We start from the raw sequence: 16,581 nt of genomic DNA on the forward strand, positions 1-16,581 counted from the left end.
TGAGCAGGACGGGGCGCAGGCCCAGGGCGCGCAGGCGGGTGACGGCTTCGGCGCTGGTGGGCTTCACCGCGTCGGCGACCACCAGGACGGCCCGGACCCGGCCGTCCCAGCCGACGGCGACGGCGGTGCGTCCGGCGGCCTCGGCGGCAGCCTTGGCGTTGGCCAGTTCGGGGGTGAGGTGTTGGGCGTGGTCGGCGAGGAGGGCTTCGCGGCCGGCGGTGACGGTGTGGCCGTCGACGGTGCCGGTGACGCCTCGGCCGGGCAGGTTGTGGAAGTCCTTCACCGGCGGGAGGGTGCCGTGGCGTTGGGTGGCGGCGGCGGTGATGGCGGTGGCGATGGGGTGTTCGGAGGCGTGTTCGAGGGCACCGGCGAGGCGGAGGACCTGATCGTCCGTCACTTCGTCGGTGGTGTGGATGGCGAGGAGAGTCATGGTGCCGGTGGTGACGGTGCCGGTCTTGTCGAGGACGACGGTGTCGACCGAGCGGGTGGTCTCCAGTACCTCGGGGCCCTTGATGAGGATGCCGAGCTGGGCGCCGCGTCCGGTGCCGACCATCAGGGCGGTGGGGGTGGCGAGGCCGAGGGCGCAGGGGCAGGCGATGATCAGCACCGCCACGGCGGCCGTGAACGCGGCCGACCACCCCTCGCCGGTGGCGAGCCAGAACGCCAGGGTGGCCAGGGCCAGGACGATGACGACGGGGACGAAGACGGCGGAGATCCGGTCGGCGAGGCGTTGGGCGGCGGCCTTGCCGTTCTGTGCGTCCTCGACCAGCTTGGCCATCCGGGCGAGTTGGGTGTCGGCGCCGACCCGGGTGGCCTCGACCACCAGGCGGCCGCCGGCGTTGACGGTGGCGCCGGTGACGGTGTCGCCGATGCCGACCTCGACGGGGACGGACTCGCCGGTGAGCATCGAGGCGTCCACGGCGGAGGAGCCCTCGACCACGGTGCCGTCGGTGGCGATCTTCTCCCCGGGCCGGACCACGAACAGCTCACCGACCGTCAACCGGTCGGTCGGTACCCGGACTTCCACGCCGTCCCGCAGGACCGCCACGTCCTTGGCGCCGAGGTGGAGGAGCGCCTTGAGCGCGGCGCCCGCGGTCCGCTTCGAGCGTGTCTCGAAGTACCGCCCGGCCAGGACGAAGGCGGTGACCCCGGCCGCCGCCTCCAGGTAGATGTTCGACGCACCGTCGGAGCGGGCGATGGTGAACTCGAAGCCGTGCCGCATCCCCGGCATGCCCGCGTGTCCGAAGAACAGTGCCCACAGCGACCAGAGGAAGGCCGCCCCGGTCCCGACCGAGACCAGGGTGTCCATGGTCGCGGCGCCGTGCCGGAGGTTGGTCCAGGCCGCCCGGTGGAACGGCCAGGCGGCGTACGTCACCACCGGGGCGGCCAGGGTGAGCGAGAGCCACTGCCAGTTGTCGAACTGCAGCGCCGGGACCATCGCCATCGCCACCACCGGGAGGCTGAGCACCACGGCGGTGACCAGGCGCTGCCGCAGTGACACCAGCGGGTCCGGCTCACCGTCGGCGGTGGCCGTGGCGGTGTCGGTGTCGGCGGTCGGGGCGGGCCGGGGGACGGCGGCGGTGTAGCCGGTCGCCTCGACGGTGGCGATCAGGTCCGTCACCCGCACGGTGTCGGCGGCGAAGGCGACCTTCGCCTTCTCGGTGGCGTAGTTGACGGTGGCTTCGACGCCGTCCATCCGGTTGAGCTTCTTCTCGATCCGGGCGGCGCACGACGCGCAGGTCATGCCGCCGATCTCGAGTTCCACCTCGGTGGAGGCGGGTGCCTGGGTGGTCATCGTGCTGCTCCTCGCTGGCTCGTGCAGGGGACGGAGGGGGCCGGTTCTCAGATCCGGTCGGTCGGGCGGTCGGTGCCCGTCCGGTCGGACGCCTCGTCAGGCGCCTCGTCGGACGCCTGGACGGTGGTGGTGTCCGGGGAGACCGTGGGCGGTTCGACGGTCGCGGTGGTCGAGCAGGTGCCGGTGGGGGAGCAGCAGGACATGGCGTTTCTCCAGGGGGACGAGGAGTCTCAGATACCCATGGGGGGTATCCCTTGCTGAGTACATTTATACCCCCGGGGGGTACCTTGGGCAAGCGTGGTCCGAAGGCTCGTCAGGTGAAGGGCGGGTGATTTCATGCATGTTTCGGCAGCTTTGAGGTGCAATGATCCGCGGGTGGACGGCCCCCGCCGAACGAAAAGGGCTCCCCGGCCGGCACGTCGAAGCGTGCCGACCGGGGAGCCCCTGCGGTTCTCCCGCCAGCCGTGCGTTAGGCGGCGGCGGGGTGGGCGCGCAGTGCCCCGGCGAACCATGCGAGGACGGGGGCCAGGCTGTCCGGGACGGGCCAGCCGTTGACCGTCGCGAGCAGCTGCCAGTACCGCTCGGTCCTGGGGTCGCCCGCCGCCTCCAGACGGTTCAGCAGCCACCGTCGCAGCTCGGCGTCGTCCGGGCGTCCGAAGGTGGCGGCATAGCGGGCCGTCAGCCGGTCGACCACCGGGGCCGCTTCGGCCGACGCGGGGGAGACGCCCTCGGCCCGTGCCCGGCCGACGGCCTCGCGGACCGCCTCGGTGAGCTCGTGGTGCAGGCCGGTCCGGTCGCCCCGGGCCCGCTCGGCGGCCTGGTACTCCGCCATCCTCCGGACGGCGGACCGGAATTCGGGGTCCTGGATGAGTTCGGCGAGCTCCACCCAGGCCTCCACCTGGGCCGGCTCCGGGTCGTCGGGCAGGACCGGCGCGGCGGCGCGGAGCATCTCGACCAGTTCGGGGTTGGCGTCGTGCCGGCCGAAGGTGTCGTCGACGAAATCGGCGACGAGGCGGCGGCGTTCCTCGTCGGAGAGCTTGGCGAGCCTGTGCATGAGTGTCATCTCCTCGGTCGTGGAGCCTCGTTCGGCCACCGCGCGCAGTACGGCGCGTCGCAGGCGGAGGGTGCGGATCTGCACCTCCAGGGCGTCGGCGTGCGCCGCCGCGACCTCGGGCACCGTGATCTCGTTCTCCACCACCCGCCGGATCACGGCGAGTTCGAGTCCGAGGTCGCGCAGGGTGCGCACCAGGTCCAGGCGGGCCAGCGCCCCGACGTCGTACAGCCGGTAGCCGGACGGACTGCGGTCCGTCGGCGGCACGATCCCCTCGTCCGAGTAGTACCTGATGGTCTTGACCGTCAGTCCGGTCCGCCGGGCCAGGGCCCCGATCGTGAAGAGCGTGTCGCCGTCCATGCCCGTACTCTCCGGTCTCCACCCACGGGAGACTCAAGCGCATTCTCCCGGTGCTGTCGGCGGCCAGTGCGACGATCACCGCTCGACCGTGCAGGAGGAGAACAGCGCCATGGGCACCTGGGACATCGGACCCTTCGACAACGACACCGCTGCCGACTTCGCCGACGACCTGGACGAGGCACCCGCCGCCGAGCGGGTGGCGATGGTGCGCACCGCCCTGGTCCGCGCCGCCGACACCCCGGCGGCCCCCGTCGAACTCGACGCCCCCGTGGGCATGGTGGCCGTCGCCGCTGCCGCCCTGGTCGCTGCCCGGTGCCCGGGCGGACCGCCCCTCGACACCGTCTACGCCCCCGACGAGCCGTTCCCCGCCCTCACCCCCGACCTCCGCCCGCTCGCCGTCGGAGCCCTCGACCGGGTGGTGGCCGAGGGCTCCGAACTCGCCGAGCTCTGGGACGAGGAAGCGGATGGCCGGGCCTGGCGGCAGGACGTCCGCCGCCTGCGCGCCCTCCTCGAGCCCGAGCCCGAGCCCTTGTGCCTGGAACAGACCCTCTTCGACCTCTGACGGATCGTTCGTGTCGAACCGGCCACGCGGTGGGCGGGTGGGTGCGAGGATCAAGGCATGGGGGACACCGGGACGGATCCGATGCTGCGAAGCTTCGTCGACCGGGTACGGCGGGCGGTGCCGACGGTGGCGGTCTGGGCCCACGGGTCGCTTGCCCTCGGTGACTTCCAGCCCGGGCGCAGTGACCTGGACCTGATCGCGGTGCTCGCGGAAGCCCCGTCCGCGGAGACCCGGGAGCGGTTGGTCGGCCTGCACCGGCGGCTTCGGGCGGAGGAGCCGACGGCGGAGAAGCTGCACTGCTCCTACCTCGCCCGCGACGCGCTCGCCGAGGCAGGGGCCGACCACCTCACCTGGGCCCACGGCGGGATGCTGAAGCGCCCCGTGACCCCGGTGTCGCGCCGTGAACTCCTCGACGGCGGACTCACCTTCCACGGCCCGGCCCCGGTGGAGCTCCTCCCGCCGCTGCTCCCGGGCCAGTTGGCCTCCTTCATCCGGCAGGACCTCGCCGAGTTCTGGCTCCCGGCCACCCGTCGCCCCCTCCTCTGGCTCCGGGACGTCTGGGTGGACTTCGGCCCCGTGGTGCTGGCCCGCGCCACCGTCACCCTGCGCGAGGACCGGCTGATCACCAAGGGCGAGGCCCTCACCGAGCTGCTCGCGATGGGCGCGCCCGCCGACCTGGTCCAGGGCATCCGCGACCGCCGCTACGCGGCCCCCGCCCCGGTCAACCCGCTCCGCCGGGTCCGCCGGGGGCTGCGGACCCGGGCCTTCGTCCGGCACGGCATCGAGCGCGCTCTCGCTCTGCCGCCGAGGCCCTCGCCCGAAGGACGATAAGGAGTCGCCCTGCTGACGGGGAGTCGGTACCGTCCGGGAACGATCTTCGGGAGGGCGGACGATGCGACCGTTGTTGCTGCTGGACGTGGACGGGCCGTTGAACCCCTATGCGGCGAAGCCGTACCGGCGGCCCGAGGGCTACGGGACGCACCGGCTGATCACGCCGAGCTGGAAGGCGAGGGAGCGGCGGCGCCTGGACGACGACGGGCAGCCGAACCGGCCGGTCAAGCCGCTGCGGGTCTGGCTGAACGAGACCCACGGCCCGGCGCTCACCGCGCTGCCCTTCGATCCGGTCTGGGCGACGACCTGGGAGGAGGAAGCGAACTCCCACCTGGCGCCGCTCCTCGGCCTGCCCCGACTGCCCGTCATCACCTGGTCGAGGCCCCGCCCCGAGCCCGGTGGCGGTGTCTTCTGGAAGACCCCGGACGTCGTGGCCTGGGCCCGGGGCCGTGCCTTCGCCTGGGTCGACGACCTGATCACCGAGGCCGACACGGAGTGGGTCCGCGCCCACCATGCGGGCCCCGCGCTGCTGCTCCGGATCGACCCGAGGACCGGCCTGACGACCGGTCACTTCGAGCGCCTGGCCGCCTGGGCGGACGGCATCTGACGACGGCCCGTCCCGCTGGCCCCGGGTCGGTCCGGACGCGGACGGGGGTCAGGAAAGGCGGGTGGTGGCGTAGAACTCGATGGCGGTGTGCTGGTAGTCGGCCAGGCCCGGGGTGACGGCCTCGTAGGCGGCGCGCCAGGACGGGTTCCGCACGCAGCCGAGGCCCATGGCGCGAAACTCCTCCGGGGTGACGGGGTGCAGCTCGGCGAGGGAGCGGTACTGGGCGTCGATCTCGGCCTGGACGGGGGCGGCGGAGGCCGGGGTGCCGGCGGTCAGGTGCTCGGCGAGGCGGATCATGGCGGCCGTCCGCTCCCGCTGGCCGGCCTCGACGGCGGTGGCGTCCATGGTGGCGGTGCGGCGGGCGGTGGCCTCGGCCAGGGCGGGGAAGTCCTGGAGACCGTCCTCGTACCGGTCGGGGGTGATGCCTTCGAAGAGGTTCTCCGGGCGGTTGATGGTCATGGGGTGGCCGTCCTCTCTGGAGCGTTCCAGGTCGGCGAGGGTGCGGGCGACGGTGGTGGCCAGGGCGTCCAGCCGGTCCCGTTCGGCGAGCAGGCGGTGGTGGTGGCCGCGCAGGGCCTCCACCTCGTCCACCTGCTCGGTGAGGATCCGGCCGATCTCCGGGAGGCCGACCCCGAGCGCGCGGAGTACGAGGATCTGTTGCAGCAGCAGGAGTTGCCGCTCCCCGTAGTGGCGGTGCCCGTTGCCGGCGATCCGGGCCGGCGGCAGCAGGCCGATCTCGTCGTAGTGCCGCAGTGTCCGGGCGGTCACACCCGACAGCCGGGCCACCTCCGCGATGGACAGGTCCATGGTGGTCGCTCCGTACCCACTCTCGCCGGGCCGGTCGTTCCGGCCCTGGTCATGACCGTAGAAGCTGCCGCAGCGTCAACTGCAAGCCCGGGGACGGTGGGAGTCAGCGGTACCAGGCGCGGATGGCGGTGGCGGTCTCGCGGACGTCGGCCCGGCCCTCGCGGATGCGGGTGGCCAGGTCGACGGCGTGCTTGGGTTCGGCGGTGACGATCACGCCGGAGGCGGCCAGGTAGGAGGCGGCGACCACGGCGGCGAAGTGCTCGTTGCCGAACTCCAGGGCGGGGACCCGGACCAGTTGGTGCATCAGGGCGGCGGCGCGCTGGTTGACGGCGCCGTAGACGGGGACCTCCATCACCTCGTCGACGTGGCGGGCGACGGCGGCGGCCAGCGTGCCGTAGTCGGTGACGTCCGGGTCGGAGCGGAGGAACTGGTGGGCGATGTCCAGCAGCCAGGCCCGGTCGACGCGGAGGATCACGCGGCGTCCGCCCGGGGCCCGGCCTTCGACCGCCCGGCGGCCGGGTACGGCCCGAACTCGGCCTCGAAGGCCGGCCCCCAGGCGGAGGCGAAGTGGGCGGCAGCGGTGAGGAAGCGCTCGCGCCGCTCGTCGGCCTCCTCGGCCAGCACCTTGCGGGCGTAGTCCGGCAGGGTCATCCCGGCCGCCTCGGCGCGCTGCTCCAGTGCCTCGTGCACCCCGTCGTCCAGCCGGACGTTCAGTTGCTTCATGGCACCAACGTAGCGAAGGGTAGGGGTCGCTACAAGACGGCCCCGGTGGGACGGGCGTCCGGTCCAGGGCGTCCGGCACGCAGCGCGGCGAGGGCCAGGGCGGTGCTGTCTTCGGCGGAGGGGAGGGCGTCGACGGTGCGCAGGAGGTGCTGGGCGGCGTAGTGCCGGGCGATGCCGTCGAGGGTCGAGGAGATGCCGTCGATCTTGCGGCGGCTCTCCTCGGGGTGGTCGCCCGGGCGCTGGACGAGCTCGCCACCGCAGGTCCGGCAGGGGTCGCCGGCGGGGTTCGGCCCGTAGACCTGGGGGCCGTCGACCGGGCAGGAACGGCGGGTCGCCCGGTGGCGGACGAACTGGTCGACGGCGGGCTCGGTGGGTCGCAACAGCAGGACGGCGTCGAGGGGCGTTCCCCGCTCGTGCAGGTCGGTGTCGAAGGCGGCGGCCAGCGCCGGGTTGAAGGGGAAGCCGGTGAGGAGGAAGGCGGTGGGTGCGCTCCGGCTCAGGTGCTCACGGACGGCCCCGCGTGCCAGATCATCCGTCACCAGGCTGCCGCTCTCGATCCGTTCGCGGATCCGGATGCCGGCTGGTGTGCCCCGGTCGAGCTGGTCGCGGATCAGGCTGCTGAAACGGAGGACCGGGGCCGGGAGGGCTCGGGACAGCAGGGCGGCAGGGGTCTCGTACGGCCAGAGCGGAGGTTCCAGGAGGAGGACGCGCACGGGTGCTGCTCCCTCAGGTGGCTTCGGTGAGGCGGAGGTCGACGTACGGGACGGTGTCGCCGGGGAGGGTGTAGCGGTCGGTCTCGGTGAAGCCGTGGTGGTGGGCGAAGTGCAGGCCGTCGGGGTTGGTGGCGAGGACCACGGTGTCGATGACGGGGGCGCCGGTGCGGCGGGCGTGGGCGAGTTCGTGGCGGTAGAGGGTGGTGCCGTGGCCCTGGCGGCGGTGGGGCGGGAGGATGCGGGCGATCACGGTGGCAGCGGGGGTGTCCTCGGTGGGCGGGCGGACGGTGGCGCAGCCGATCAGGTCGGGGCCGAGGTGGGCGAGGGTGAGGCGGTTGCGGGCGGCGCGCTCGCGGATCTCGTCGAGGGTGAGCAGGTGGGTGGGGATGATCGTGTTGTGGACGTGCTGCCAGGCGCGCAGGTCGGCGTCGGAGCCGGCGTCCACCGGCCGGATCTGAAGGTCGGTCATGAGGGGTAGCGAAGCGGGCGGGAAGCTGCGTGGTCAAGGGGGTTTCGGACGCGGACGGGCCCCGGCACCGGGTGGCGGTGGCGGGGCCCGTACGGGGTGGGGTTGGGTCAGGGGCTGACCGCCAGGACGAGGTAGGAGCCCATCACGGCGAGGTGGACACCGCCCTGCAGGGGGGTGGCGCGGCCGGGCATGACGGTCAGGGTGCCGACGGCGATGGTGAGGGCGAGCAGCACCATGTGGGTCGCGTCCAGGCCGAGCACCAGCGGGCCGTCCAGGAAGACCGAGGCGACCGCGACGGCCGGGATGGTGAGGCCGATCGAGGCGAGGGCGGAGCCGTGGGCGAGGTTGAGGCTGGTCTGCATCCGGTCCCGGCCGGCCGCCCGGACGGCGGCGATGGTCTCGGGGGCGAGCACCAGCATGGCGATCACCACGCCGACCACCGACAGCGGCAGGCCGGCGTCCTCCACGGTGCTCTCGATGGTGGGGGAGACGCCCTTGCCGAGGCCGACCACCGAGATCAGGGCCACACCCAGCAGGCCCAGGCTGATCCAGGTCTGGAGCCGGGTCGGCGGGTCCGCGTGGTCGTCGTCGAGCCCGCCGTCGTCCAGGATCCGGCCGGTCGCGGTGATCGGCAAGAAGTAGTCGCGGTGGCGGACCGTCAGGGTGCCGACGAACAGCCCGTAGACCAGCAGCGAGGCGGTGGCGGCGAAGACCAGCTGGGTGGTGGAGAACTGCGGGCCGGGCTCGCTGGTGGTGAAGGTGGGCAGCACCATGCTCAGGGTGGCCAGGGTGGCGATGGCGCTGAACGCGGCACCCGTGCCCTCGGGGTTGAACACCGCGACCCGGTGCTTGATCGCGCCAACCAGGATGGAGAGGCCGACGATCCCGTTGCAGGTGATCATCACGGCGGCGAAGACGGTGTCCCGGGCCAGCGTGGCGTTCTTCTCACTGCCGTCGGCCATCAGCGTGACGATCAGCGCGACCTCGATGATGGTGACCGCCACGGCCAACACCAGGGAGCCGAACGGTTCACCGACCCGGTGGGCGATCACCTCCGCGTGGTGCACCGCCGCGAGCACGGAGCCCGCCAGGAACACCGCCACCACCGCGACCAGCGGGCCGGAGAGCGAGCGCCCCCACGTGCAGGCGAGCAGCACGAAGGCGAGTACGGGTACGAGGGTGGTCCATTTCACAGCTTCACTACGGGCCTGGGCGTTCATGACCTCGAGTTTTCCAGCCCGGGGCGCCCCGGTCCGGGGCCTCGTCGCCCTCGGCGTGTCGCCCGGCAGGGCCCCGGCCGTGGTGGGCGGGGGCCGTGCCGGGTGACGCTCCGTCAGTGGTCGTGGTGCGCCTCGTCGGTGGCCTTGATCTTCTGCCAGGACTTCGGCTCCTGCGGGGCCGTGGCCGGCCGCAGGCCCGACCGGGCGGTCGGTGGGGCGGTCGTCAGGGCGGTCGTCGGTGCGGTCGTCGGGGTGGGGGAGGTGGCGGTGCCGGGGGCGGGCCGGCCCGGGGTGAGCAGCCAGCTGTCCAGCAGGGCGCCGAGCGGCTTGCCGGAGATCCGCTCGGCGTAGGCGCGGAAGTCGGCGAGGGTGGCGTTGCCGTGCCGGTGCTCGGTCGGCCAGCCGCGCAGGATGCGGAAGAACGCCTGCTCGCCGACGGCGTTGCGGAGCGCCTGGACGGCCAGCGCTCCCCGGTCGTAGACGGCCGAGTGGAACTGGTTGTCCGGCCCCGGGTCGCCGGGCAGCACCTGCCACCACGGGTCCTCGGCCGGGCGGGAGGCGTACGTCCAGTCGGCCAGTTCCTGGGCGGTGCCCTCGCCCTCGTGCTCGGACCAGAGCCACTGGGCGTAGCGGGCGAAGCCCTCGTTCAGCCAGATGTCGCTCCAGCGCTCCAGCGAGACGCTGTCGCCGTACCACTGGTGGGCCAGCTCGTGGACCACGATCGAGGTGTTGGAGCCGGCCGCGAAGATCTTCGGGCTGTAGTAGACCTGACCCTGCGTCTCCAGGGCGTACCGGGTCTGGGTGTTGGGCACGTAGCCGCCGACGGTGGCGAAGGGGTACGGGCCGAAGAGGGTGGCCAGGTAGTCGGTGATCTCGCCGGTGCGCTCCACACTGGCGCGGGCGGCGCTCTCGTTCTCGCCGAGGTCGCGGCTGTAGGCGGTGATCACCGGGACGCCGGCGGCGGTGGTGTTGCCGCCCGCGTCGAGGTCGAACTTCCCGACCGCGAGGGTGGCCAGGTAGGTGGCCTGCGGGCTGGTCTGGCGCCAGCTGTACCGAGTCCAGCCGAGCTTGGAGCTCTGGCCGACCAGGGCACCGTTGCTGATCGCCTGGGTGCCGTCCGGGACGTTGACCGAGACGTCGAAGGTGGCCTTGTCGGTGGGGTGGTCGTTGCTCGGGTACCACCACCAGGAGCCCTCGGGCTCGTTCGCCGCGACACCGCCGTCCGGGGTGCGCAGCCAGCCCGTCCAGCCGTACACCTTCTTGGTGGAGGGCACGTCGGCGTAGCGGACCACGACGGTGACCTTCTTGCCCTTGGCCAGCGGGGTGGCCGGGGTGATCTCCAGCTCGTGGTCGCCGGTGGCGGCGAACCGGGCCTGACGGCCGTTCACCTGGACCTCCTGGACGGCCAGCGCGAAGTCCAGGTTGAACCGGGCCAGTGTCTCGGTGGTGGTGGCCAGGATGGTGGCGGTGCCGGAGAGCTGGTCGGTGGCCGGCTGGTAGGTCAGCCTTAGGTCGTAGTGCGAGACGTCGTAGCCGCCGTTGCCGTAGTCCGGGTAGTACGGGTCGCCGACGCCGGGTGCGCCGAAGGGGGCGGAGCCCGCGGTGGCGGGTTGGGCCAGGAGCAGGACGGCGGCTGCGGTGGCGGCGAGGGTCAGCCTGGTGCGCACGGGGTCCTCCGGTGCGTCGAGTACGGACGGGGTCGTTCGACGCTAGAGGGCGCGGGGCGGGCGGGGCCGGGGATTGGCGCGGCCGTTATGAAATGTTCACGCCATGCAATGCGGGGCAACCGGAGTGACGCGTGGGGCGGGTGACGGTGACTCAGTCGCGGTTCGGAGGGAGGGGGAAGGGGTGGGAGTGGGGGGCGGGAGCGGGGAGTCGGCGGGCGGAGACGAAGTAGGCGACGGCCGAGAGGACGATGCCGCAGCAGCAGAGCACGGTGAGGGCCAGCCGGCCGTGGCGGTCCAGCCAGCGGGAGGCCTTCGCCGAGACCGGGTCGGCGGGGGACCAGGTGCGGCCGCCCGGGTCGACGGGGGCGCGGTCCTGCCACTCGGCGGCGAGCCGCCGGGAGCGGGCCGAACCCTCCTGGGAGGTGGCGCCCTTGACGAAGTCCTCGTCCAGGACCAGGCCGTCGAAGGGATCGGAGTCGTCGGGGCGGCGGGGAGTGTGATCATCGGAAGTCGGCACGGCAGCAGTATGCCCCGAGGCCCGGACGGTCCGGTGGGTAGGGTGGAGCAGTGATCATTCCGCTGCCGCGAGGCGACTTCCGGGCCTACCTGTTCGACTGCGACGGGACCGTCGCCGACTCGATGCCGGTGCACTACCGGGCCTGGAGCAGGGCGGTCGGGGAGTGGGGCGGCGAGTTCGCCGAGGACCTGTTCCACGCCTGGGGCGGCCGGCCGGTCGCGGACATCCTCGCCGATCTGAACGAGCGTCAGGGCCTGGCCATGCCGGTGGCCGAGGTGGCCCGGCGGCGGGAGGAGCTCTACCGCGAGCTGCTGCCCGAGGTCGGGCTGCTGCCCGGCATCCTGCCGCACGTCGAGCACGCCCACCGGGAGCTGCGCTCGGCCGTGGTCTCCGGCAGCACCCGGGAATCGGTGCAGGCCTCGCTCACGGCGCTCGGCGTGGCGGACAGGTTCGAGACCCTGGTCTGCGCGGAGGACGTCAGCCGGCCCAAGCCCGACCCGGAGGGATTCCTGCTCGCGGCGCGGCGACTCGGCGTCGCCCCGGAGCACTGCCTGGTCTTCGAGGACTCCGCCCTCGGCCTGCGGGCGGCGGCCGCGGCCGGGATGGCCGCCGTGGACGTGCTGGCGGGCCGGGCGGGCTGAGGGTCGGCGGCCGGGCGGGCTGACGGGTGGTCACCAGGTGCGGCCCTCCGGGAGGTCGGCCAGGCCGGGCGCGGAGAGGTGCAGCACCTGGTAGTGCTCGGTGGCGTCGGCCTCCGTGGCGGTGTCCGTGGCGGTGTTCGTCGGGGCGTCCTTGGTGGTGTCCTCGGACCCGGCCCGGAGGACGAAGCGGAGCAACTGCCAGTGGTGCGGGTCCAGCGCCAGGGCGGCGGTGTGCACGTCCGGTCGGCGGGCCAGGTCGGCGAGCTGCTCGCACTCCTCGGCGATCAGGGCGGAGAGCCCGAGCCCGGTGCGCTCCGGGTCCGGGTCGACGGGCACGGTGGTGAGGCGGCGGGAGGCGGAGCGGGGCACGGCGCCCCGGGCCGGCCCGGCGTGGCAGGCGAGGCCGGTCCAGTGCAGCGCGGACGGGCGGCCGAAGTCCCGGACGATGTTCTGGAAGCCGCCGCCCCCGACCAGGAAGCCGGCCATCGCCCCGGTGTCGTTCCAGAGGTAGAACGGCGCGTACTGGTTCACCGGCGAACCCTGCTGGCCGCGCTCCCGGATCAGGTACGCCTTCAGCCCGAGCCCGGCCCGGTCGTCCAGCACGTGGCCGCCGGCCGCCACCCGCTTGCGGATGATCCCCATGTCGTAGTCGGCGGGCAGGGTGAGCTCGTACTGCTTCGCGTACACGGTGCTGGGCCTCTCTGCGGCGGCTGGATGACGGTCCGTCAGGCGGTCACCCTAGATGCTCTTCGTACTGCGACGGGGCGGTACGGCAGGATGTCCCGGCAGAAGTGTCATCCGAGTGGAGAGGCGGTACTCGATGTACCCACCCGCACCCAGACCCCCCTACTTCGAACGGGCTTGGTGGTGGCTGCCCAAGGAGGAGCGGCGGGCCCGGCGCGAGCGGCGCCGCGCCTGGGAGCGCTACAAGTCGCAGCAGCAGAAGGACAACGACCCGACCGACCTGCTGGACTGCTGCACGGGCGGGGGCGGCGGCGGAGGAGGTGGCTGCGGCGGCGGAGGCCGGGGTGGTGGCGGCAACGGCTGTGGTGGTGGCGGGGGTGGCGGCGGCTGTGACGTCTGCCTGATCGCGATGATCCCGGTGGTGTTCACCTCAGGGCTGCGCGCCCTGCTGAACGCCCACCGCGCCCCCCGGCTGCCGGGTGGCCGGGCCGCCGCCTTCATGAACGGTGCGGTGGAGCACTACCGCACCCGGATCAGCCCGACCCGGCCGGCCTGCTGCCCGTACACCCCGACCTGCTCGACGTACGCCGTCCAGGCGCTGCACCGGCACGGCGCGCTGCGCGCCGCCCGGCTGACGGCGGGTCGGCTGCGGCGCTGCCGCCCGGGCACGGCGGGCGGCCACGATCCGGTGCCGTCCTGACGCACCGCCGACGATCCGGCGCTGACCGGCGGCCTGCCCCCCGAGGCCGCCCGTCAGCGGGGCGGGGTGGAGCCCCGCCGCGCCGTCGAAGACATCTCGTGTCGTCGGTGGGTCGAGAGTCGGGACGGCGGTGACGGGCCCGCGGCGGTGGAAGCTCCGTGAATGGCCCGGGAAGGCGGTAGCCTCCTCGTCATGCTGGATGGTCCTGACGTGTCGGTGATGCTGCAGGGCGGTGTCCGGTCCCACGCCCAAGCCATGGACTTCGTACGGTGGTTCGCCGACGCATGGGCGGGCCGTCCACTGCAACGGGAAGACGGTTGCCCGGAGGAGGAGTTGGCCGCCGCAGAGGCCGATCTGGGCTTCGGGCTGCCGGCTGCCTTGCGTGCGGGCTACGCGCTCTTCGGCCGCCGACACGACCTGACCCGCCGGCAGGACCCGCTGGTCCGGCCGGCCGGACTCCACGTCGACGAGGCTCTGGGCGGCGTCCTGGTCTTCCGGCGCGAGAACCAGGATTGCGCGTCCTGGGGAATCCCCCTGACCCGGATCGAGCAGGAAGATCCACCAGTGCTGGTGGAGTCAGGTCAGGACTGGATCCCCTTCCTGGAACGGACGTCCGTGGCATGGGTGGAACTCGTTCTGAGTGAATTCCTCTTCGGCTCGAACGGCCACTACGACGCCTGTGAGCTGCCGGATCCGCTGCTGCCGGCTCTCCACTCCGGCTACTTGCGGGTTGACCTGCCTGATCACCCCATGTGGGCGAGCGAGGAGGATTCGCCCGTGCGCTGGTACTCGGCCCCCGGCCGGCTGGTGCGCCGCGACGGCGTCCAAGACCAGTCCTGGATCCACGCACGCGGGCGCACGAGCGCCGATCTTGAGAGGATCCGTGGAGACCTTCCGGGGCCCTGGGTCCGCTGAGGCGGTCCGCCCGGGGCGTCCACCTGCCCCCGTCCCGCACGGTGCGGCCGGCCGAGCGCCGCTGGTCCCGCTTCCCGGACGGCACCGATGCGTGGTGGACGGCCTACCGGAGCGGTGGCGCGCTGCGGGACGGACCGGTGGTTCGGCCCGGAGAGCCGGCAGACCGTGGTCCGGAACGGCACGGCGGGCCTGACCCCGCTCGGGCACGCGGTGCGGTCGGGGCTGACGGTGGTGGCCTGGAACGAGGGCGATCCGAACCTGTTGGTCCGCTCGCTGCACGGTGGGCGTGGCAGCGTGGTCCGTACCTCCCAGCGGGTCGCCGGTCAGGGGAGAGCGGTGAAGACCGCCTCGGTGAAGGTGGTCACGCCGGTGAAGCCGAGGCGTTCGTAGAGGCGCACGGCGGTGGCGTTGTCGGCGCGGACGTTGAGGCCAATGTGGTCGGCGCTGGCGGCCAGTTGGCGGCAGAGGGCGGCGACGCAGGCGGCGGCTGCGCCCCGGCCGCGCAGGTCGGGGAGGGTGGTGACGTTGCCGAGTACCGCGACGCGCTGCGCCGGGGACCAGGCGTGCACGCCGGCGACGGCGGCCAGCCGGCCTTCGTGGCGCAGGCCCACGTACTGGCCGGTGTCGAGCATCCGGTCGTCGAACCAGTTGCCGGGGTAGGCGGCGGCGAACAGCTCCAGCAGCTCGGGGAGTTCGGAGCGGTCGAGGACGGCGGGCCGCCACTGGCCTTCGTCGTGGGCGGCGGCCGGGGCGGGGTCGGTGAGCACCATCCGCAGCAGGGTGTCGGCGCCGGTGACCCGGTACGCGCCGGCCAGCAGCTTGGCGGCGCCCTCCGGGACGTGGCCGATGAAGCGGCGCGGCAGCACCGGGAGCAGCGCGGCGGTCAGCTCCTCGGCCTGCGCGGCTCGCTCGGGGCGGGCGGACACCAGCACCGTCGGGGTGTCGCCGACGGCGTACAGCAGGGCCAGCGGGCCGTCCTCGCTGATGGCGTACCAGCTGGTGTGCGGCCACAGCAGGTCGTCCAGGTCGCCGAGTTCGAGCAGGTGGGGCGCCGGGTCGCGGAGCAGGCGGGCGCTGATGGCGGCCCGGTCGTGCAGGCTGTGCAGGGACATCCCGGCAGCCTACCCCGGGGGCCGGCGGAGCTGCCGGGGCCCGGCGCGGCCGAGACCGGCCGAGGGCTCGGTCACAGTCTGCCCCGACGGGTGGACGGCCGGCCGGCGGACGAGGTGCCGGCCCATGTCCGGGCGGCCGGAGGGAGCGTCAGTCCGCCCCGTTGAGCCGTCCGAACGGGACGTGGACGCTGGGGGTGGTGCGGGCGGTGGTGGCCAGGTGCGCGGCCTGGTCGTCGAAGAACAGGTGCGGGCGCAGGACGGCCATGATGGCGCCCTTGTCGATGCCGCCGAGGAAGAAGGCGTCGTTCACCCGCACTCCCCAGCGCTTCAGGCTCATGACGGCCCGTTCGTGGGCGGGCGCGTTGCGGGCGGTGACGATCGACACCCGGACGCGGGGCCGGTAGGAGGGGTCCTTCTGGTGCTCCTGCTCCTCCCGCAGCTGGATCCGGTTCACCGCGGTGAGGAAGTCCTTGAGCGGACCGGCGTCGTGCGGCACGTCGGCGTTGGCGAGTTCGTGCTCGCGGAAGCCGGCCAGACCACCGCTCTGGTAGACGCGTTCGGAGGCGTCGGTCGCCAGGATGCCGTCGAAGTCGAAGGAGATCCGCAGCTCCGGGTCGTCGAGGTCGTCCAGGCCGTCGAACCCGGTGGCACCGGTGGCGTTGTCGGCGCCGGAGGACGGGTCGGGGCCGAGCACGCGGCCGGCGGGCAGGCCGGCCCGGACGGCCTCGCGGACGTCGTCCTGGTTCGCGGAGAGGAAGAGCGACATGTTGAGCGCGGGGACGAAGCGGTGCGGCGAGCGGCCCTGGGTGAAGACCGCCCGGGTGATCGGCAGTCCGTGCGCCGCTATCGACCGCATCACCCGCAGGCCGGTGTCCGGGTCGTTGCGGGAGAGCACGATCACCTCGACCGGCGGGTCGTCCGGGTCGAGGTCGTTGAGCGAGAGCAGCCGCCGGACGAAGGGGAAGGCCACGCCGGGGCGGAGGGTGTCGGAGAGGTGGCGTTCCTGGTAGGCGCGGTAGCCCTCCTCGCCCTGCTCGCGGAAGACCGCGTCCGACTCGCCCAGGTCGAACAGGGCACTGGAGGCCACACCGAGCACCAGTCGGTCCGCCAGTTCGTACGTCACCGCGTCAGTCCTCCGTCCCGGCCCCGTCCTGCCGGACCATCATCGCACCGGTGTGCGAGGCGTCGGCGGGCGGGAGGCGGCGGG

At 73.3% G+C, this 16,581-nt stretch carries 20 protein-coding genes; 6 read left to right on the forward strand and 14 right to left on the reverse strand.

What is annotated here, in order from left to right:
- The 3 genes from ACIRBX_RS33445 to ACIRBX_RS33455 form a co-directional block, all read right to left on the reverse strand.
- On the reverse strand, positions 1 to 1,795 hold a 1,795-nt coding region (locus ACIRBX_RS33445; RefSeq protein ID WP_402303046.1), incomplete at its 3' end, for a heavy metal translocating P-type ATPase.
- A gap of 47 nt (positions 1,796 to 1,842) precedes the next feature.
- Positions 1,843 to 1,998 (reverse strand): hypothetical protein, encoded by a 156-nt coding sequence (locus tag ACIRBX_RS33450; protein WP_402303048.1) that lies wholly within the window; start codon positions 1,996 to 1,998, stop codon positions 1,843 to 1,845.
- 266 nt (positions 1,999 to 2,264) lie between these two features.
- Positions 2,265 to 3,206, reverse strand: coding sequence for a MerR family transcriptional regulator (locus tag ACIRBX_RS33455; protein ID WP_402303050.1), 942 nt, complete (start codon positions 3,204 to 3,206; stop codon positions 2,265 to 2,267).
- A 109-nt stretch (positions 3,207 to 3,315) separates the two neighbouring features.
- On the opposite strand from ACIRBX_RS33455, the gene ACIRBX_RS33460 reads away from it, so the two are divergent.
- The 3 genes from ACIRBX_RS33460 to ACIRBX_RS33470 all read left to right on the forward strand — a co-directional run bounded on the left by ACIRBX_RS33460 (position 3,316) and on the right by ACIRBX_RS33470 (position 5,206).
- Positions 3,316 to 3,768 (forward strand): DUF4259 domain-containing protein, encoded by a 453-nt coding sequence (locus tag ACIRBX_RS33460; RefSeq protein WP_402303053.1) that lies wholly within the window; start codon positions 3,316 to 3,318, stop codon positions 3,766 to 3,768.
- A 57-nt stretch (positions 3,769 to 3,825) separates the two neighbouring features.
- A complete protein-coding gene (locus ACIRBX_RS33465) occupies positions 3,826 to 4,599 on the forward strand; it encodes a nucleotidyltransferase domain-containing protein (RefSeq protein ID WP_402303055.1) in 774 nt (257 codons plus the stop codon).
- Between the two features lie 61 nt (positions 4,600 to 4,660).
- Positions 4,661 to 5,206, forward strand: coding sequence for a hypothetical protein (locus ACIRBX_RS33470; protein ID WP_402303057.1), 546 nt, complete (start codon positions 4,661 to 4,663; stop codon positions 5,204 to 5,206).
- A gap of 48 nt (positions 5,207 to 5,254) precedes the next feature.
- Here the strand turns inward: ACIRBX_RS33470 and ACIRBX_RS33475 are convergent, their stop codons facing one another.
- From ACIRBX_RS33475 to ACIRBX_RS33510, 8 genes are all read right to left on the reverse strand, one after another.
- On the reverse strand, positions 5,255 to 6,013 hold the full coding sequence (locus tag ACIRBX_RS33475) for a MerR family transcriptional regulator (protein ID WP_402303058.1): 759 nt from the start codon (positions 6,011 to 6,013) through the stop codon (positions 5,255 to 5,257).
- Positions 6,014 to 6,116: 103 nt separating this feature from the next.
- Positions 6,117 to 6,488, reverse strand: a complete 372-nt coding sequence (locus ACIRBX_RS33480; RefSeq protein WP_402303061.1) for a fic family toxin-antitoxin system, toxin component — start codon at positions 6,486 to 6,488, stop codon at positions 6,117 to 6,119.
- Positions 6,485 to 6,736, reverse strand: a complete 252-nt coding sequence (locus tag ACIRBX_RS33485; RefSeq protein ID WP_402303064.1) for a hypothetical protein — start codon at positions 6,734 to 6,736, stop codon at positions 6,485 to 6,487. The genes ACIRBX_RS33480 and ACIRBX_RS33485 overlap by 4 nt, the downstream gene beginning before the upstream one ends.
- 29 nt (positions 6,737 to 6,765) lie before the next feature.
- Positions 6,766 to 7,449 carry an adenylate kinase family protein gene (locus ACIRBX_RS33490; protein ID WP_402303067.1) on the reverse strand — a complete coding sequence of 228 codons (684 nt, stop codon included), beginning with the start codon at positions 7,447 to 7,449 and terminating at the stop codon, positions 6,766 to 6,768.
- Positions 7,450 to 7,462: 13 nt separating this feature from the next.
- Positions 7,463 to 7,918, reverse strand: a complete 456-nt coding sequence (locus tag ACIRBX_RS33495; protein ID WP_402303069.1) for a GNAT family N-acetyltransferase — start codon at positions 7,916 to 7,918, stop codon at positions 7,463 to 7,465.
- Between the two features lie 107 nt (positions 7,919 to 8,025).
- Entirely contained in the window at positions 8,026 to 9,138 is a 1,113-nt protein-coding gene (locus ACIRBX_RS33500) for a calcium:proton antiporter (protein ID WP_402303070.1), read from the reverse strand.
- A gap of 113 nt (positions 9,139 to 9,251) precedes the next feature.
- A complete protein-coding gene (locus tag ACIRBX_RS33505; RefSeq protein ID WP_402303073.1) occupies positions 9,252 to 10,805 on the reverse strand; it encodes a M1 family metallopeptidase in 1,554 nt (517 codons plus the stop codon).
- Between the two features lie 151 nt (positions 10,806 to 10,956).
- Complete coding sequence (locus ACIRBX_RS33510) at positions 10,957 to 11,322, reverse strand: hypothetical protein (RefSeq protein WP_402303075.1); 366 nt, start codon at positions 11,320 to 11,322, stop codon at positions 10,957 to 10,959.
- A 50-nt stretch (positions 11,323 to 11,372) separates the two neighbouring features.
- Between ACIRBX_RS33510 and ACIRBX_RS33515 the strand changes: the two genes are divergently transcribed.
- Positions 11,373 to 11,963, forward strand: a complete 591-nt coding sequence (locus ACIRBX_RS33515; protein WP_402303077.1) for an HAD family hydrolase — start codon at positions 11,373 to 11,375, stop codon at positions 11,961 to 11,963.
- 30 nt (positions 11,964 to 11,993) lie between these two features.
- Here ACIRBX_RS33515 and ACIRBX_RS33520 read toward each other — a convergent pair whose 3' ends face one another.
- On the reverse strand, positions 11,994 to 12,650 hold the full coding sequence (locus tag ACIRBX_RS33520; protein ID WP_402303080.1) for a DUF4865 family protein: 657 nt from the start codon (positions 12,648 to 12,650) through the stop codon (positions 11,994 to 11,996).
- Positions 12,651 to 12,783: 133 nt separating this feature from the next.
- Here ACIRBX_RS33520 and yidD point away from each other — a divergent pair, with 133 nt between their 5' ends.
- Positions 12,784 to 13,347 carry a membrane protein insertion efficiency factor YidD gene (gene yidD / locus ACIRBX_RS33525; protein ID WP_402303082.1) on the forward strand — a complete coding sequence of 188 codons (564 nt, stop codon included), beginning with the start codon at positions 12,784 to 12,786 and terminating at the stop codon, positions 13,345 to 13,347.
- Positions 13,348 to 13,539: 192 nt separating this feature from the next.
- Positions 13,540 to 14,262, forward strand: a complete 723-nt coding sequence (locus ACIRBX_RS33530) for an SMI1/KNR4 family protein (protein ID WP_402303084.1) — start codon at positions 13,540 to 13,542, stop codon at positions 14,260 to 14,262.
- Between the two features lie 323 nt (positions 14,263 to 14,585).
- Here ACIRBX_RS33530 and ACIRBX_RS33535 read toward each other — a convergent pair whose 3' ends face one another.
- Both ACIRBX_RS33535 and ACIRBX_RS33540 read right to left on the reverse strand, forming a co-directional pair.
- On the reverse strand, positions 14,586 to 15,374 hold the full coding sequence (locus ACIRBX_RS33535; RefSeq protein WP_402303087.1) for a GNAT family N-acetyltransferase: 789 nt from the start codon (positions 15,372 to 15,374) through the stop codon (positions 14,586 to 14,588).
- A gap of 148 nt (positions 15,375 to 15,522) precedes the next feature.
- The gene (locus ACIRBX_RS33540; protein WP_402303088.1) at positions 15,523 to 16,497 is read right to left on the reverse strand and encodes a 5'-nucleotidase; all 975 of its coding nucleotides are present in this window, start codon (positions 16,495 to 16,497) and stop codon (positions 15,523 to 15,525) included.
- Positions 16,498 to 16,581: the final 84 nt, after the last annotated feature.

This window comes from Kitasatospora sp. NPDC096147 (assembly GCF_044763225.1).
GTDB lineage: Bacteria > Actinomycetota > Actinomycetes > Streptomycetales > Streptomycetaceae > Kitasatospora.

Bases quoted from the DNA above. Each gene is read 5' to 3' on its own strand.
- ACIRBX_RS33450 (WP_402303048.1), bottom strand. From the start codon at position 1,998: ATGTCCTGCTGCTCCCCCACCGGCACCTGCTCGACCACCGCGACCGTC.
- ACIRBX_RS33455 (WP_402303050.1), bottom strand. From the start codon at position 3,206: ATGGACGGCGACACGCTCTTCACGATCGGGGCCCTGGCCCGGCGGACC.
- ACIRBX_RS33460 (WP_402303053.1), top strand. From the start codon at position 3,316: ATGGGCACCTGGGACATCGGACCCTTCGACAACGACACCGCTGCCGAC.
- ACIRBX_RS33465 (WP_402303055.1), top strand. From the start codon at position 3,826: ATGGGGGACACCGGGACGGATCCGATGCTGCGAAGCTTCGTCGACCGG.
- ACIRBX_RS33470 (WP_402303057.1), top strand. From the start codon at position 4,661: ATGCGACCGTTGTTGCTGCTGGACGTGGACGGGCCGTTGAACCCCTAT.
- ACIRBX_RS33475 (WP_402303058.1), bottom strand. From the start codon at position 6,013: ATGGACCTGTCCATCGCGGAGGTGGCCCGGCTGTCGGGTGTGACCGCC.
- ACIRBX_RS33485 (WP_402303064.1), bottom strand. From the start codon at position 6,736: ATGAAGCAACTGAACGTCCGGCTGGACGACGGGGTGCACGAGGCACTG.
- ACIRBX_RS33495 (WP_402303069.1), bottom strand. From the start codon at position 7,918: ATGACCGACCTTCAGATCCGGCCGGTGGACGCCGGCTCCGACGCCGAC.
- ACIRBX_RS33500 (WP_402303070.1), bottom strand. From the start codon at position 9,138: ATGAACGCCCAGGCCCGTAGTGAAGCTGTGAAATGGACCACCCTCGTA.
- yidD (WP_402303082.1), top strand. From the start codon at position 12,784: ATGTACCCACCCGCACCCAGACCCCCCTACTTCGAACGGGCTTGGTGG.
- ACIRBX_RS33530 (WP_402303084.1), top strand. From the start codon at position 13,540: ATGCTGGATGGTCCTGACGTGTCGGTGATGCTGCAGGGCGGTGTCCGG.
- ACIRBX_RS33535 (WP_402303087.1), bottom strand. From the start codon at position 15,374: ATGTCCCTGCACAGCCTGCACGACCGGGCCGCCATCAGCGCCCGCCTG.